We start from the raw sequence: 14,444 nt of genomic DNA, 5'->3' as shown, positions 1-14,444 counted from the left end.
AAAACAAAAAAGCCGTACTTGATTATTCAAGTACGGCTTTTATTATTTTAGCTGATAGTTAGTGAAGAATACGCGCTCTAATTGTACCTTCAACTGCACTGAGCTCTTTAAGTGCGACTTCTGAGTGATCTGTGTCCACATCAATAACCACGTAACCAATTGCTTCATCGGTTTGTAAGTACTGTGCGGCAATGTTAATACCGTGCTGAGCAAACGCTTGGTTAATTTGCGTTAGCACGCCAGGGCGGTTGTGATGCACGTGTAACAAGCGGCTGCGATTAGCAAGCTCTGGCAATGATACTTCAGGGAAGTTAACCGCAGTAATAGTTGAGCCGTTATCTGAGTACTTAGCGAGTTTACCCGCTACTTCAATACCAATGTTCTCTTGTGCTTCTTGAGTAGAGCCACCTATATGCGGCGTTAAAATAACGTTGTCGAATTCACGCAGTGGCGAGATAAATTCTTCATCGTTAGATTTAGGTTCAACTGGGAATACGTCAATTGCTGCGCCGCTGAGTTTTTTCTCTGTTAGCGCTTCTGCTAGGGCGTCAATATCAACGACAGTTCCACGTGAAGCGTTAATTAAAATAGAGCCTTGCTTCATTACCGCCAATTCAGCCGTGCCAATCAGGTTTTTAGTTTGCGGTGTTTCAGGTACGTGCAAGCTAATAATATCAGCGCGTTGCAATAGCTGCGTTAAGTTATGTACTTGTGTCGCATTACCTAAAGACAGTTTGTCTTCAATGTCGTAATACTCCACGTTCATACCAATATTTTCAGCCATAATGCCCAACTGAGTACCAATGTGACCGTAGCCAATAATACCTAAGGTTTTACCGCGCGCTTCAAACGAGCCATTGGCTGTTTTTAACCAGCCACCACGGTGCGCAGCGGCATTTCGCTGTGGAATACCACGTAATAAAAGCAGTATTTCACCTAGTACAAGTTCAGCAACTGAACGAGTATTAGAAAATGGAGCGTTAAATACGGCAATACCGCGTTCACGTGCTGCGTTTAAATCTACTTGGTTGGTGCCAATACAAAAACAACCGATAGCAACCAGTTTTTCAGCTGCATTTAATACCGATTCATTAATATGAGTACGAGAACGCAGCCCCACAAAGTGCACATCTTTAATGCGCTCAATAAGCTCGTCCTCAGGTAGCGATGTTTTAACGTAGTCGATATTGCTATAACCGTTACGTTTTAGCGTTTCAACAGCGCTTTGATGAACACCTTCAAGCAAGAGAATTTTAATTTTGTCTTTTGCTAACGATACCTTACTCATAACCATATCCTATTTAATTTGTGGCCCATTTTTTGTGCCGATAATCACTTTATCAGCACCGCGCTCTGCAAATAGGCCGTTGGTGACTACGCCAACAATTTGATTTATTTGTGTTTCAAGCTGTTTAGCATGGGTAATTTTTAAATTATGTACATCTAAAATAACGTTGCCGTTATCGGTTACAACACCTTGGCGATACACAGGGTCGCCACCAAGTTTTAATAATTCGCGGGCAACATAGCTGCGCGCCATCGGAATAACTTCAACCGGAAGAGGGAAATCCCCTAAGGTATCGACTAGTTTGGTGTCATCAACAATACACACAAACTGTTTAGCCACTGCCGCTACTATTTTTTCACGGGTGAGCGCTGCACCACCGCCTTTAATCATTTCGTTTAGAGCGTTAATTTCATCTGCGCCATCAACGTACACATCCAGAGCATCAACATCATTTAGCTCAAATACTTCTATACCAAGTTCTTTTAAACGTGCTGTAGACGCTTCTGAACTAGATACTGCACCAACGATGGTGTCTTTTACTGTGCCTAAAGCATCAATAAAATGATTAACGGTTGAGCCTGTACCAACACCCACTATGGTGTTTTCTTTTACAAACTCGAGTGCAGCCCATGCAGCTGCTTTTTTTAATTCATCTTGTGTCATTGCTATGTGCTCATTTATGTCAAAAATAGACTGTTAGTTTACAAGATTAATTGTTACCAACAGTAGGTTTTATTGGGTGTAATAATAGTTTTAAGAGGCACATCCCACGATTCAATTGGGAGCTTATCTACTTGTTGGCATTCGTGTGCTAGGCCAATAAGTTGTGGTTGTTGCCAATCTTGTTCGTATAAACGTGCCAAGGTTCTATCGTAAAACCCACCCCCCATTCCAAGGCGATTACCAAATTTATCAAATGCAACAAGTGGCATAAGTAGATAATCAAGCGCTGGCAATGGGCATATTTGAGAGCAGTTCAGCTTAGGCTCCAAGATACCATAGCGATTTGCCCTCATGGGTGAGTTTTTTTCATATCGTTGAAATAGTAAATTAGCCCCGTTGAAAGGGTGAATTACAGGTAAGTAAACATGCTGTTCAGTGCTCCATAATTCATTAATTAACAATGAGGTATCTAATTCACCATCATTGCTTAAATAAAGAGCGATATGGCTTTTTTTGGCCGAGTTCATGCTTTTTAAATATTGAATAAAATTCACTTTAAGCGAGTGGGCCGCTATTTCTTGCTGGTTTTTTGATAGGTTATTACGTGCTTTACGAATATCGTGTCTTATTTGTGCGCGATTATTGCTCATTAAATATCTAAACCATAATTAAAAAGAGAATAAGTTCGGAAACATTAAATACACAGCAAGCACAATAAGTAATATTACAACTGTGGTAATCAGTGAATATAAAACAAGGTTACTGCGTTTTTTGGGTGTTGTAGAGAGTGGCTCATCTAGCATTAAATCGTCATCTTGCCATGGTTCGTCATTTTCATCAGACAGAGATAACTCAACCTCGGGGAGACGTTGCTCAAGATCCTCAAGTTTCTCTTCAAGACGAATTAAGCTACTAGTAATGTAATCTAGGGCATCAAATAAGCGCTGATCTCGCTGGCTGTCGTGCGCTTTTTGAGAAGTAGCTTGTGTAGGGGCTGTTTGCTGAAGTTTGCTTTTGATCCCCAGCGTTAAAAGTAACTTGGCTTGCTTAAGGGCTTTCTCTTTGTTGCTAGGAGCAAACAGCAGCTTGCCATTAAAAAATGCCGCCACCTTTTCAGGTGAGGTTTTTAGTTTTTCTGTCAGTGCATTGGTCACTGCTTGGCTGTCTGCGCCTTCTGCAAGTCCTACAAATATAACACGAAAATTGTCGGCCATTTTTTATCCCTAACACGCTTTATTGTATAAGTAGAGTATATACCTAAAATGTTAAACAGTTCGAGACTGTTTTATGACTAACTTAATACACATAGCAAAACGGCCCTAAAAAGGGCCGTTTTAATATTAGCTAGGTGGCTTACAGGCCAGCTGCTGCGCGAAGTGCGTCTGCTTTATCTGTGCGTTCCCATGGGAATTCATCACGGCCAAAGTGGCCGTAAGCCGCTGTTGGAAGATAAATAGGGCGCTCAAGATCAAGCATTTGAATTAGGCCGTAAGGGCGTAAGTCAAAGTGTTCACGAATAAGTTCGATTAAACGCGCTTCTTCTAATTTACCAGTACCAAATGTTTCAACACTGATAGAAGTAGGCTCTGCAACGCCGATAGCGTAAGAAACCTGAAGTTCACACTTGTCAGCAAGGCCAGCAGCAACAATGTTTTTAGCAACATAACGTGCAGCATAAGCCGCTGAGCGGTCAACTTTTGATGGATCTTTACCAGAGAAAGCACCACCACCGTGACGAGCCATGCCACCGTAAGTATCTACAATGATTTTACGACCAGTTAAACCACAGTCACCCATTGGTCCACCAATTACAAAACGGCCAGTTGGGTTAATAAAGAATTTAGTGGCACTAGTAATAAGCTCAGCAGGAAGTACTGGCTTAATAATCGTTTCCATTACCGCTTCTACTAAATCACTTTGCGATACATCTTCGCTGTGCTGAGTAGAAAGTACAACAGCATCAATGCCTACTGGCTTGCCATTTTCGTATGCAAATGTAACTTGTGATTTTGCATCTGGACGTAACCAGTTAAGCTCGCCACTTTTACGAACCTCAGCTTGGCGTTGTACTAAACGGTGAGAATAAGTAATTGGAGCAGGCATTAATACTTCAGTTTCGTTACATGCGTAACCAAACATTAGGCCTTGGTCGCCAGCGCCTTGCTCTTCTGGACTTGTACGGTCAACACCTTGGTTAATGTCAGGAGACTGTTTACCAATCGTGTTTAAAATTGCACACGAATCGGCATCAAAGCCCATATCTGAGTGTGTGTAACCAATTTCACGTACTGTTTTACGTGTAATTTCTTCGATATCAACCCATGCGCTAGTCGTTATTTCACCACCAACCATAACCATACCGGTTTTAACGTAAGTTTCACACGCTACACGGGCATGAGAGTCTTGCTCTAGGATAGCATCAAGTACCGCATCAGAAATTTGATCGGCGATTTTATCCGGATGACCTTCAGAAACAGATTCAGAAGTAAATAAATGTTTTGCCATTGTAATTATGCTCACAAATATTGCGCTTCACAAACGTCGGTATTAGCGCTAAAAAATTAAGGCGCGTATTTTATCTAAAACAAATGAACTTGCATAGTTTTTTTACGCCTAGACGTCTAAATAAAATATCTAATAGTAAATGGTTCTTAAAAAATATTCATAATGCCCTATTTTTATGGGTTTTTAATTGCACACAGCCCCCACAATAAGTAAGAATGGGGATAAATAAATACCCGCGCAAATACATATAAAGGTAGGAGAATTCATGCCATCTCGCAAAGAACTTGCAAATGCTATTCGCGTCTTGTCAATGGACGCAGTACAAAAGGCCAAATCTGGTCACCCTGGAGCCCCTATGGGCATGGCTGATATCGCAGAAGTATTATGGCGCGATTATCTAAAACATAACCCAACAAATCCAGAGTGGGCTGACCGAGATCGATTTATACTCTCAAATGGTCACGGTTCAATGCTAATTTATTCTCTACTGCATTTAAGTGGTTATGACTTGTCACTGGACGAAATTAAAAACTTCCGCCAAATGCATTCTAAAACACCAGGCCATCCAGAATATGGATACGCGCCAGGAATTGAGACCACTACGGGCCCATTAGGTCAAGGGATCACAAATGCGGTAGGTATGGCGATTGCTGAAAAAGCATTAGCAGCGCAGTTTAACCGTGAAGGCCACGACATTGTTGATCACCACACGTACGCGTTTATGGGTGATGGCTGTTTAATGGAAGGCATTTCTCATGAAGCATGCTCACTAGCCGGTACATTAGGCCTAGGCAAGTTAGTGGCATTTTGGGATGACAACGGCATTTCAATCGACGGTGAAGTTGAAGGTTGGTTTAGTGATGATACCCCAGCACGTTTTAAAGCATACGGCTGGCATGTAATTAGTGACGTTGATGGCCATGATAGCGATGCAGTAAGTGCAGCAATTGCAGAAGCTAAAAGCGTGACTGATAAGCCAACATTAATTTGTTGTAAAACTATTATTGGTTACGGCTCACCTAATAAGTCAGGTAGCCACGATTGTCACGGTGCACCGCTTGGTGATGACGAAATTAAAGCGTCTCGCGAGTTTTTAGGTTGGACGGGCGATGCATTTGAAATCCCTGAAGATATTTATGCACAGTGGGATAACAAAGAAAAAGGCCAACAGCTTGAAGCAAGCTGGAACGAAAAATTTGCCGCCTACGAGCAAGCATACCCAGAACTCGCTGCTGAATACAAACGCCGTACACATTCAGAATTACCCGCTGACTGGGCTGAAAAATCACAAGCGTACATTGAAGAGCTGCAAGCAAACCCAGCAAACCCAGCATCACGTAAAGCGTCGCAAAATGCATTAAATGCGTTTGGCCCGTTACTACCTGAATTTATGGGTGGCTCTGCCGATTTAGCGGGTTCAAACTTAACAATTTGGGATGGCTCTAAAGGCTTAACTGCTGATGATGCAAGTGGTAACTACATTTACTACGGTGTACGTGAGTTTGGTATGTCGGCCATTATGAACGGTATTGCACTGCATAAAGGCTTTATTCCTTACGGCGCAACGTTCTTAATGTTTATGGAATACGCACGCAACGCGGTACGTATGGCTGCATTAATGAAGCAACCAAGCATTTTTGTATACACGCACGATTCAATTGGTTTAGGTGAAGATGGTCCAACTCACCAACCAGTAGAGCAAATTGCCAGCATGCGTTTAACGCCTAACCTTTACAACTGGCGGCCATGTGACCAAGTTGAGTCAGCAATTGCATGGCAACAAGCTATTGAACGTAAAGACGGTCCTACATCATTAATCTTTACTCGCCAAGGCTTAGAGCAGCAAGCTCGTGATGCCCAGCAATTAAGCGACGTTAAAAAGGGTGGTTACATCCTAAGTTGTGACGGCAATCCAGAGCTTATTTTGATTGCAACGGGTTCTGAAGTACAGCTAGCGCAAGACTCTGCGAAAGAGCTACGTGCGCAGGGTAAAAAGGTACGTGTTGTATCTATGCCATGTACTGATGCGTTTGAAGACCAATCGGCTGAGTACAAAGAAAGTGTATTACCAGCAAGCGTTTCACGTCGCGTAGCGATTGAAGCGGGTATTGCTGATTACTGGTACAAGTATGTAGGCCTAAATGGTGCCGTAGTTGGTATGACCACCTTTGGTGAGTCGGCACCGGCAAACGAGCTATTTGAGTTCTTCGGCTTTACGGTAGAAAATGTAGTTAACAAAGCAAACGCATTGTTTTAAGCGACTGCTTTAACGTTTAAAAGCCCGCGCTGTGTGTAACAGGGCGGGCTTTTTTATGAGTTGTACTTTTATCACTTCCTCTAAAGCTCAGCGTCTCATAGCTCTTTTGTGCATAAATCACTAAAAGTACTGTTCGAAACTCGTAGCCCGTTGCTCGAAGCATATCTCTCTATAAAGTCGTTCATTTTTAACCTTTTGGCTTCTAAGTGAGTAATTTTCACAGCACTTAACTTGCAAGGTTTATATGTATCAGGCACTGTGGAGGTAACAAAATTATAAATTAACAACAGGAGTTAACATGCCAAAGTTCGATAACGTTAGTGTGGTTAAAAAAGCCAATGTGTATTTCGATGGCAAAGTATCAAGTCGTACTGTGCTTTTAGGTAACGGTGAAGCAAAAACCTTGGGTTTTATGCAACCCGGTGAATTTGAGTTTAATACCAACCAAAAAGAGTGCATGGAATTGTTAGCAGGGCAGTGGGATGTATTACTACCTGGTGAAAGCGAATGGCAAACATTTAACGCGGGCGAGTCATTTAACGTTGATGCTAATGTTAGCTTTCATGTAAAAGTAAGTGATTTTGCAGATTATTGTTGTTCATACATCGATTAATTTGTAGGTTGATTAAATTGTCAACACCTCTAAAGGCCGCTACAAAGCGGCTTTTTGCATACTTAATGCTAAATGAATGATCTAAATCAGTGGGGTAATAAATAATTGCGTAATTTTCATTTTTTCTCTTGTGTTAATTCGTTTAGCCCCCAATACTAACTATGAGGTAACAAATAAAAGGATACCCTATGAAAATTAATCTTTCTGGTCACCATGTTGACGTTACTGATTCTATTAAAGAACACATTAACGAAAAGTTCTCAAAAGTCGCGAGCCATTTTCCATCATTGATATCTCTAGATATTATTCTTTCAAAAGAGCATCATAAGTTCCAAGCGGAAATTAGCACAAATTATGAAGGTGCGCGTATATCGGTAAAAGGGGAAAACGAAGTTATGTATCCTGCTATTTCTAGCGCAGCTAAAAAACTCGATGCCGCACTAAAGCATCGTAAAGGGCAAATAAAAGCGAACTTACATGAAAAGCCTGTAAGTACCACACCTGAAATAGCACACGAAATCATCCAAGAGATGGATTTAAATTAATAACTAACAATGTGTTATTTTTAAAAAGAGCCTAAGGGCTCTTTTTTATTGCCTGTAAATTAGGTAAGTTATGCATTCACACAGTTTATTAATGATAAAAATTAATAATAAAAGCACTTAATACACCAAATTTGAGAAGTTAATGCAGTACACACAAAGCACATGGAAGTCTCGGTTAGGGGCGCTCGGCCCAGGTATTTTAATGGCCACCGCTGCCATTGGTGGCTCACACTTAGTGGCCTCTACTCAAGCAGGTGCATTATTTGGCTGGCAGCTATTTTGGCTTATTGTGGTGGTTAACGTTTTAAAGTACCCGTTTTTTCGTTTTGGCATGGAATACACACTCGCTACTAAAAATAGTTTAGTGCAAGGGTATAAAAACCAAGGGCCTGGCTATTTTTACAGTTTTATTGCTCTCAATATTATTGCCGCTGTGGTAAATACCGCGGGCGTATTGTTGCTTACTGCGAGCTTATTACACTACGCATTACCTATTAGTATTCCCGTTACCTTATTGTGCTGGTTAATATTGGCTGTATGTTTAATTATATTATTACTAGGGCACTTTAAAGCGCTCGATAACGTTGCAAAAGCTATTATGGGGCTACTTACTATAGCAACCATAACGGCATTAGTTATTGCTATAAATAACGGTCCAGTAGCGCCTGTAAACTATGTAGGCCCCTCACCGTATGAACTTGCCATGTTAGGCTTTATGGTTGCCTTAATGGGCTGGATGCCAGCGCCTATTGAAATTTCGGCTCTGAGCTCGTTGTGGCTTAAAGAAAAACAAGCTCAGCAAAGTGTGACTAAAACCCAAGGCTTATTCGACTTTAATGTAGGTTATTGGTTAACCGCCGGGCTTGCGCTGGTATTTTTTAGTTTAGGTGCGTTAGTGCAATATGGGCAAAGCAGTAATATAGAGCTTGGCGGTGTAGCCTTTGCTAAACAGCTGATTGATATGTATGCACTTACTATTGGCGAGTGGGCAAGGCCTTTGGTATCAGCCATCGCGTTTTTGTGTATGTTTGGCACCACGCTCACCGTGCTTGACGGCTACGCCCGCACACTTAACGAATCGCATAAACTACTGGGTTTTAAGCAATCTAAACACAGCTTAAATATGTGGCTTATATTACAAGCAATGGCCGGTATGGCCGTTATTTTATTTTTTAAATCAGCCCTTGGCCCCATGCTTACCTTTGCTATGACGCTTGCGTTTGTTACTACCCCTGTTTTTGCATGGCTTAATTTTAGCTTAGTACGCTCAGAGCCTGCTATTAAACACAGCGTATTACTGCGTAGTTTAACCTGGTTGGGCTTGGTGTACTTAGTAGGTTTTGCTGTTGCGTTTGTACTGTGGAAGTTGATGTGATTTTATTTTCGAGGTTCGAGGTTCGAGGTTCGAGGTTCGAGGTTCGAGGTTCGAGGTTCGAGGTGAAAGGTTAAAGGTGCAAATCAAACGACCTTTGCATAAATACCGACTGTTGCAGACCGCGATAGGCTGTGGTGGGCGAGAATTAGCCTGTCAAAAGTAATAGCTTGGTGAAAAAGATAATCATACTTGAAAGCCAAGTATTTAAGACAATCCCTAAGTCTCCAGAACAGAGCTGTATCTTTTTAAATAATACGCAAACAGATAAAGTTTATGTTTTGGTCAACACAACTGTATCGAAAAACTCGAGGAGCTTTCTATATGATTATCAAATCTTGACTTTATACATTAAAAATCTCCAATGATTGCTCATGACACTTTTCGGTCCCTCGGCGATATAAGGTATTGATAATAAATGGCAAAAATTTTTATTTTGTCGGGTTAGGGTTTACTCAATCCAATCTATGTAGAAATAAAGCTTTACATAAAAAGTAATCAGCAACGGCAATAACCTGTTATTGATAAAATTACATGTGTATGTATAATTTTAGATACATTAAAGGAACAATAAAACACTTAAAGGAAGCATTATGAAAATGAATAAAGCTGCACTCTTATTATTAACGACCCTCGTTGCAAGTCCTATTGCATTAGCTGAACAAACGCCTAACTTTAACTTCGTTTCTGGCGGTTACCTAGACGCTGATATTGATGGCGAGAGTGCCGATGGGTGGACAATTGACGGTAGTAAACTTGTAAGCGAGAATGTATTTTTATCTGGCCAATATCAAACTGTGGGTGACTCGGTAAACGGCGCTGATTTTGATATAAACTGGCTTAGCGCAGGAGTAGGGTATCGCACTGCGATTAGCTCCAGCACTGACTTTTATGGTTTGCTGACATATGAAAATATAGAGCTAGAAGCATCTTATGCGGGTAGAAGTGAGTCGGAAGATGAAAATGGATATGGCTTATCTGTTGGTCTTCGTTCAATGGTGAGCGAGAGCTTTGAACTAGATGGACGCTTAGGCTACGTCGACATTGATGATGATAGTGAAACGTCTATTTCTGTGGGGGCTCGTTATTATATCAATGAAAATGTTTCATTCGGTGCTAATTATACGTCACTAGATGATCTGGACTTGATCAGTGCGACAGTTCGATATAGTTTTTAAGATTTAAAAGTTGGATTTAAGCGCACTAATTAAGTGCGCTTTTTTGTGTTTAACAGCTACTTGTTTGTGATGATTATGTTGGGTTTTGCTGTGCTGAACCCAGCCTAAAACCGAACCTACCTCAACGCAATTTACGTAAAAAGTTAACGATCTAGGTTACGGTTAAATTAACTCTTTTATCGCTTTACTTATCCCATCTAAACTCAGCGGGTACATTCTGTTATCCATCAGCTGCTTTATAAAATCAATTGATTGGTAGTAAGGCCAGTGTTCAACCGGTTGTGGGTTGAGCCACGCGACTTTATCAAAGTGGTTAGTGATTCGTGCCAACCACGCACTGCCGGGCTCTTCATTCCAATGCTCTACCGATCCACCAGGGTAGGCAATTTCATATGGGCCCATAGTGGCATCACCCACAAATATAACTTTGTAGTCGCTGGTGAACTTATTAATCAGCGTCATAGTGTCGATAACGTTTGAATGGCGGCGTTGGTTATCTTGCCACACGTGTTCGTATAAACAGTTATGAAAGTAGTAAAACTCAAGGTGTTTAAATTCGCTGTGGGCGGCGCTAAATAGCTCTTCACAGGTATGAATGTAGTCATCCATTGAACCGCCAATATCAAACAGCATCAATACTTTTACTGCATTGTGGCGCTCGGGTGCCATTTTTACATCGAGCATGCCGCCTTGCTTGGCAGTCGCGCGAATAGTCTCATTTAAATCAAGGGTGTCGCTTGCGCCCGTGCGGGCAAATTTACGTAGCTTTTTAAGGGCGAGCTTTATAGTGCGTGAGCCAATTTCGCGGTCAGAATCGAGGTTACGGTATTCGCGTTTATCCCACACTTTTACCGCTTGGCGATGTCGGTTGCCGTCTTGACCAATACGCACACCCTCAGGGTTATAACCATACGCACCAAAAGGCGAGGTGCCACCGGTACCTACCCATTTATTGCCGCCTGCGTGGCGTTTTTGCTGTTCTTCTAAACGCTCTTTTAGGGTTTTCATTAGCTCGTTTAGCCCGCCCATGGCTTTTAGTTGGGCTTTTTCTTCATCGCTTAGGTGCTTTTCAAACTCTTTACGCAACCAATCTTCAGGTAAGTTGTGTTGCTGTTTTAAGCTTTCGAGCAGGTCTAAGTCGGCAATACCGCTAAAGTAATCGCTAAAGGCTTTATCGAATCGATCAAAATGGGTTTCGTCCTTTACCATAATAGTGCGCGCTAAATGATAAAAGGCGTCTACATCAGCAAATATAACGCCTTGTTTTAAAGCGTTAATTAAATCGAGTAACTCACGCAGGCTTACCGGTAAGCGGTATTCACGCAGCTTGAAAAAAAACTGTACTAGCATATTAGGGCCTGTTTATCTTTTGAGGTTAAATTTGCAGCAGTGTGTTTGGTATTTAGGCAAGGCAGAGCCTATGTAGTGTGGTTATTCCCCATAAATAGGCGATAACACAGCATAAATACCAAACACGCGCTGCCCGAAGGTTCGTCCTAGGGACGATTAACTCTTTGTTGCTCGGCTTTTACTTAGCCCACTAGGTTACAAACCTCGCGCCACGATTAAATCGTCCCTAGTTAGAACAAATTTTAATCCTGAAAGGTCAACAGGCCCTAGCGGCTCATAAACGCGAGTTTTTCGATTAGGCTTATGTCTTGCTCGTTTTTAAGCAGCGCGCCAAACATCGGCATTAAACCGCCTTTTTGCGCTTTGTCGTGCAGGGTTTTGGCGTCTATATCTTCAGCCATTAATAGTTTTAACCAATCCAGTAACTCGCTGGTGGAGGGCTTCTTTTTAAGGCCGTTGGCTTCGCGTAAGTTAAAAAATACTTCTAGCGCTTGGCGAACTAAATCTTGTTTAACATGCGGGTAGTGCACATCAATAATTTGCTGCATTTCGTCGCTATTTGGAAAATCAATATAATGGAAAAAACAGCGACGTAAAAACGCATCAGGCAGCTCTTTTTCATTGTTTGAGGTGATGATCACAATAGGGCGCTCTTTAGCCACAATGCGCTCACCGGTTTCGTATACATGAAATTCCATTTTATCGAGTTCGAGTAGTAAATCGTTTGGAAACTCAATATCGGCTTTGTCTATTTCGTCAATAAGCAGTACTGGGCGTTTGCCGTTTAATTCAGCGTACATGAAGGCTTGCCACAGCTTACCTTTAACTATGTAGTTGCTAATATTGTGAACGCGCTCATCACCTAGCTGGCTGTCGCGCAAACGCGATACCGCATCGTACTCGTACAAACCTTGCTGCGCTTTAGTGGTTGATTTTATATGCCACTGAATAAGCTCAGTATCTAAACTTTTCGCTAACTCTTCGGCCAGCATGGTTTTACCTGTGCCTGGCTCACCCTTAATTAAAAGCGGTTTTTGTAGCATAATAGCGGCGTTTACTGCCTGTTTTAATGCTGAGCTTGCGATGTAATTATCAGTAGAATTAAATTGCACGGGTTATCCTTTATCTGGTCTGAGCAGTAATTGTTATGCGTTATAATGCCATAGTTAATCGGCTTCACCAAGGTAGGCAAAACGGGCGATAGTTTTACCGTCTTTTTCTACGGTTTCAGTAAACATACTTAGTGGGCGTGCCCATATACCGTATTCACCGTATAAGGCTTGGTAAATAACCAACTGCTCGTTGGTTTCGCTGTGGGTCGCCACATGCATAACTTTATATTGTGGGCCTTTGTAGTGTTGATATAAACCCAGTTTTAGTGCTGTAGTCATAGTCTGTTATCTTGTATAATTTGCCTTCGCTTTTTATTATGCCAAAGAATACAGCAATACTATGAACTATATTTCTCTTGATGATTACAAAAAAGCCTGGGTATTTCGCCACAAAGATATTCCGGTTTCAGATATTGATGCAGCCAATATTAAACCGATGACCAGCGAGCGTGCGGCCGTACTGTGGACAACCATGGTGAGTCGTGAACATGACCATCCAGACTTTTTTGATAAAACCGATTGGTGCGCGCAAGAGCAAAACTTTAGCCAAGAAATTAATTGGGAAGATGCGTGGGAAAGCGAAGAACCCCAATTTCCAGATGCTATTTTGAACCACTTAGATTGGCAGGCTAATACCACAGTGTATTTTTGCATGGCACGCGATAATATTATCGAAACGACATTTGATGTGTTTAAACGTAACTGGCAAAACTTTATGTTTTTGGCTGATGGCAGCTTATTAATAGGTAAAAAGCGCAGTACTATGGTGCAATTTTTAGAATCAGGTATTGCAAAATTAGGTGAAAAGCCAAGCGCTTAAATTACTACAAGTGCTTAAAAACTGTGCATTACTGTGTTATAAAACAGTATTAAAATGTTTTTTTGAGTACAGCGATTGGTTGCTAAAAATAAGCAGTTTAACACAAGCCAGCAAGTTGAAATATGGCAAACTGATGCACAAAAAGTGCTTTACGCACAATTATGCAATGCTTTTTATCAGCGTGAAGTTCAGCGCTTAGTGGCTGAACCTAATGGTGACCGTTTACGCAGGCAATTAAAAAGCCTGCCTTATTATATTGAACGTGCCGCAACACGGGTAGCTAATGCACCATTGCCTTTTACGCTTGATGCGCAAAATGGAGGCTGGCTTGAAAAACAAAAACCAACACCGCCAGAGGCTAATCCTTCAGCGAATGAACTTTTTTATCAAGCGCATGCCAAAGTAGGGCTAATAATTCCGGTATTATTACAAAGTCACGGTCAAATTCGGGTTAGAATAGATAGCATTGATCAAGTAGCTGATACGCAACTGCATTGTAATGAACTTGGCTGGTTTGATTTTTTAGGCCAAGGACTTGAGCAACAAAGTGCGCAATTGCTTAAACCTAGTAAAACGAGCCTTGCAGCGGCGTGTTGTGGCCACCAGTGGCAGTTTTCAAAGCGTAGTACGCCACGGGTTTTGTCATTACGGGAAATGTTACTAGCTGCCAATATTAATTGGCGCAATGTTAAGCGGCCGCTAGCATAAGTAGATAATTAAAAATTAAAATAAGGAGTGTTT

15 protein-coding genes are annotated in these 14,444 nt (G+C 41.5%); 7 read left to right on the top strand and 8 right to left on the bottom strand.

Translation table 11 applies throughout. The annotated features are described in order from the left end of the window. Positions 1-58: 58 nt before the first annotated feature. The 5 genes from serA to metK all read right to left on the bottom strand — a co-directional run bounded on the left by serA (position 59) and on the right by metK (position 4,456). A complete protein-coding gene (gene serA, locus MTN97_RS07540; RefSeq protein ID WP_028833921.1) occupies positions 59-1,288 on the bottom strand; it encodes a phosphoglycerate dehydrogenase in 1,230 nt (409 codons plus the stop codon). 9 nt (positions 1,289-1,297) lie between these two features. Further along, positions 1,298-1,951, bottom strand: a complete 654-nt coding sequence (gene rpiA, locus MTN97_RS07535; protein WP_013465690.1) for a ribose-5-phosphate isomerase RpiA — start codon at positions 1,949-1,951, stop codon at positions 1,298-1,300. A 53-nt stretch (positions 1,952-2,004) separates the two neighbouring features. Further along, positions 2,005-2,601, bottom strand: coding sequence for a 5-formyltetrahydrofolate cyclo-ligase (locus MTN97_RS07530; RefSeq protein WP_248474064.1), 597 nt, complete (start codon positions 2,599-2,601; stop codon positions 2,005-2,007). Positions 2,602-2,619: 18 nt separating this feature from the next. Further along, positions 2,620-3,165 carry a hypothetical protein gene (locus tag MTN97_RS07525; protein ID WP_214552504.1) on the bottom strand — a complete coding sequence of 182 codons (546 nt, stop codon included), beginning with the start codon at positions 3,163-3,165 and terminating at the stop codon, positions 2,620-2,622. A 139-nt stretch (positions 3,166-3,304) separates the two neighbouring features. Continuing rightward, positions 3,305-4,456: a methionine adenosyltransferase gene (gene metK, locus MTN97_RS07520; RefSeq protein WP_248474063.1), complete on the bottom strand. Its 1,152-nt coding sequence runs from the start codon at positions 4,454-4,456 to the stop codon at positions 3,305-3,307. A gap of 265 nt (positions 4,457-4,721) precedes the next feature. On the opposite strand from metK, the gene tkt reads away from it, so the two are divergent. The 5 genes from tkt to MTN97_RS07495 all read left to right on the top strand — a co-directional run bounded on the left by tkt (position 4,722) and on the right by MTN97_RS07495 (position 10,421). After that, entirely contained in the window at positions 4,722-6,713 is a 1,992-nt protein-coding gene (tkt, locus tag MTN97_RS07515) for a transketolase (RefSeq protein ID WP_248474062.1), read from the top strand. Positions 6,714-7,011: 298 nt separating this feature from the next. Continuing rightward, positions 7,012-7,326 carry a pyrimidine/purine nucleoside phosphorylase gene (locus tag MTN97_RS07510; RefSeq protein ID WP_138627191.1) on the top strand — a complete coding sequence of 105 codons (315 nt, stop codon included), beginning with the start codon at positions 7,012-7,014 and terminating at the stop codon, positions 7,324-7,326. Between the two features lie 188 nt (positions 7,327-7,514). Further along, entirely contained in the window at positions 7,515-7,871 is a 357-nt protein-coding gene (gene hpf, locus MTN97_RS07505; RefSeq protein ID WP_013465684.1) for a ribosome hibernation-promoting factor, HPF/YfiA family, read from the top strand. Between the two features lie 142 nt (positions 7,872-8,013). Further along, on the top strand, positions 8,014-9,246 hold the full coding sequence (locus tag MTN97_RS07500; protein ID WP_214552503.1) for an NRAMP family divalent metal transporter: 1,233 nt from the start codon (positions 8,014-8,016) through the stop codon (positions 9,244-9,246). Positions 9,247-9,836: 590 nt separating this feature from the next. Further along, positions 9,837-10,421 carry an outer membrane beta-barrel protein gene (locus tag MTN97_RS07495; protein ID WP_248474061.1) on the top strand — a complete coding sequence of 195 codons (585 nt, stop codon included), beginning with the start codon at positions 9,837-9,839 and terminating at the stop codon, positions 10,419-10,421. 162 nt (positions 10,422-10,583) lie between these two features. Here MTN97_RS07495 and MTN97_RS07490 read toward each other — a convergent pair whose 3' ends face one another. The 3 genes from MTN97_RS07490 to MTN97_RS07480 all read right to left on the bottom strand — a co-directional run bounded on the left by MTN97_RS07490 (position 10,584) and on the right by MTN97_RS07480 (position 13,162). Continuing rightward, the gene (locus MTN97_RS07490) at positions 10,584-11,771 is read right to left on the bottom strand and encodes a VWA domain-containing protein (protein ID WP_248474060.1); all 1,188 of its coding nucleotides are present in this window, start codon (positions 11,769-11,771) and stop codon (positions 10,584-10,586) included. A gap of 266 nt (positions 11,772-12,037) precedes the next feature. After that, positions 12,038-12,883: an AAA family ATPase gene (locus MTN97_RS07485; protein ID WP_036981577.1), complete on the bottom strand. Its 846-nt coding sequence runs from the start codon at positions 12,881-12,883 to the stop codon at positions 12,038-12,040. A gap of 54 nt (positions 12,884-12,937) precedes the next feature. Next, positions 12,938-13,162: a DUF1653 domain-containing protein gene (locus MTN97_RS07480; RefSeq protein ID WP_008110327.1), complete on the bottom strand. Its 225-nt coding sequence runs from the start codon at positions 13,160-13,162 to the stop codon at positions 12,938-12,940. Between the two features lie 61 nt (positions 13,163-13,223). Between MTN97_RS07480 and MTN97_RS07475 the strand changes: the two genes are divergently transcribed. Further along, on the top strand, positions 13,224-13,703 hold the full coding sequence (locus tag MTN97_RS07475; protein WP_008464232.1) for a DUF2947 domain-containing protein: 480 nt from the start codon (positions 13,224-13,226) through the stop codon (positions 13,701-13,703). Between the two features lie 75 nt (positions 13,704-13,778). Further along, positions 13,779-14,411, top strand: a complete 633-nt coding sequence (locus tag MTN97_RS07470) for a hypothetical protein (protein ID WP_248474059.1) — start codon at positions 13,779-13,781, stop codon at positions 14,409-14,411. The last annotated feature ends 33 nt before the right edge of the window (positions 14,412-14,444 follow it).

The organism is Pseudoalteromonas sp. 2CM36K (genome assembly GCF_023161865.1).
GTDB classification, from domain to species: Bacteria; Pseudomonadota; Gammaproteobacteria; order Enterobacterales; family Alteromonadaceae; genus Pseudoalteromonas; species Pseudoalteromonas tetraodonis.
The sequence above is the reverse complement of the archived record's forward strand: the minus strand, read 5'-3'. Positions and strand labels throughout refer to the sequence as shown.

What these genes read in the sequence shown, in the direction of transcription:
- serA (WP_028833921.1), bottom strand. Translation starts at nt 1,288, where the DNA reads ATGAGTAAGGTATCGTTAGCAAAAGACAAAATTAAAATTCTCTTGCTT.
- rpiA (WP_013465690.1), bottom strand. Translation starts at nt 1,951, where the DNA reads ATGACACAAGATGAATTAAAAAAAGCAGCTGCATGGGCTGCACTCGAG.
- MTN97_RS07530 (WP_248474064.1), bottom strand. Translation starts at nt 2,601, where the DNA reads ATGAGCAATAATCGCGCACAAATAAGACACGATATTCGTAAAGCACGT.
- MTN97_RS07525 (WP_214552504.1), bottom strand. Translation starts at nt 3,165, where the DNA reads ATGGCCGACAATTTTCGTGTTATATTTGTAGGACTTGCAGAAGGCGCA.
- metK (WP_248474063.1), bottom strand. Translation starts at nt 4,456, where the DNA reads ATGGCAAAACATTTATTTACTTCTGAATCTGTTTCTGAAGGTCATCCG.
- tkt (WP_248474062.1), top strand. Translation starts at nt 4,722, where the DNA reads ATGCCATCTCGCAAAGAACTTGCAAATGCTATTCGCGTCTTGTCAATG.
- MTN97_RS07510 (WP_138627191.1), top strand. Translation starts at nt 7,012, where the DNA reads ATGCCAAAGTTCGATAACGTTAGTGTGGTTAAAAAAGCCAATGTGTAT.
- hpf (WP_013465684.1), top strand. Translation starts at nt 7,515, where the DNA reads ATGAAAATTAATCTTTCTGGTCACCATGTTGACGTTACTGATTCTATT.
- MTN97_RS07500 (WP_214552503.1), top strand. Translation starts at nt 8,014, where the DNA reads ATGCAGTACACACAAAGCACATGGAAGTCTCGGTTAGGGGCGCTCGGC.
- MTN97_RS07495 (WP_248474061.1), top strand. Translation starts at nt 9,837, where the DNA reads ATGAAAATGAATAAAGCTGCACTCTTATTATTAACGACCCTCGTTGCA.
- MTN97_RS07490 (WP_248474060.1), bottom strand. Translation starts at nt 11,771, where the DNA reads ATGCTAGTACAGTTTTTTTTCAAGCTGCGTGAATACCGCTTACCGGTA.
- MTN97_RS07480 (WP_008110327.1), bottom strand. Translation starts at nt 13,162, where the DNA reads ATGACTACAGCACTAAAACTGGGTTTATATCAACACTACAAAGGCCCA.
- MTN97_RS07475 (WP_008464232.1), top strand. Translation starts at nt 13,224, where the DNA reads ATGAACTATATTTCTCTTGATGATTACAAAAAAGCCTGGGTATTTCGC.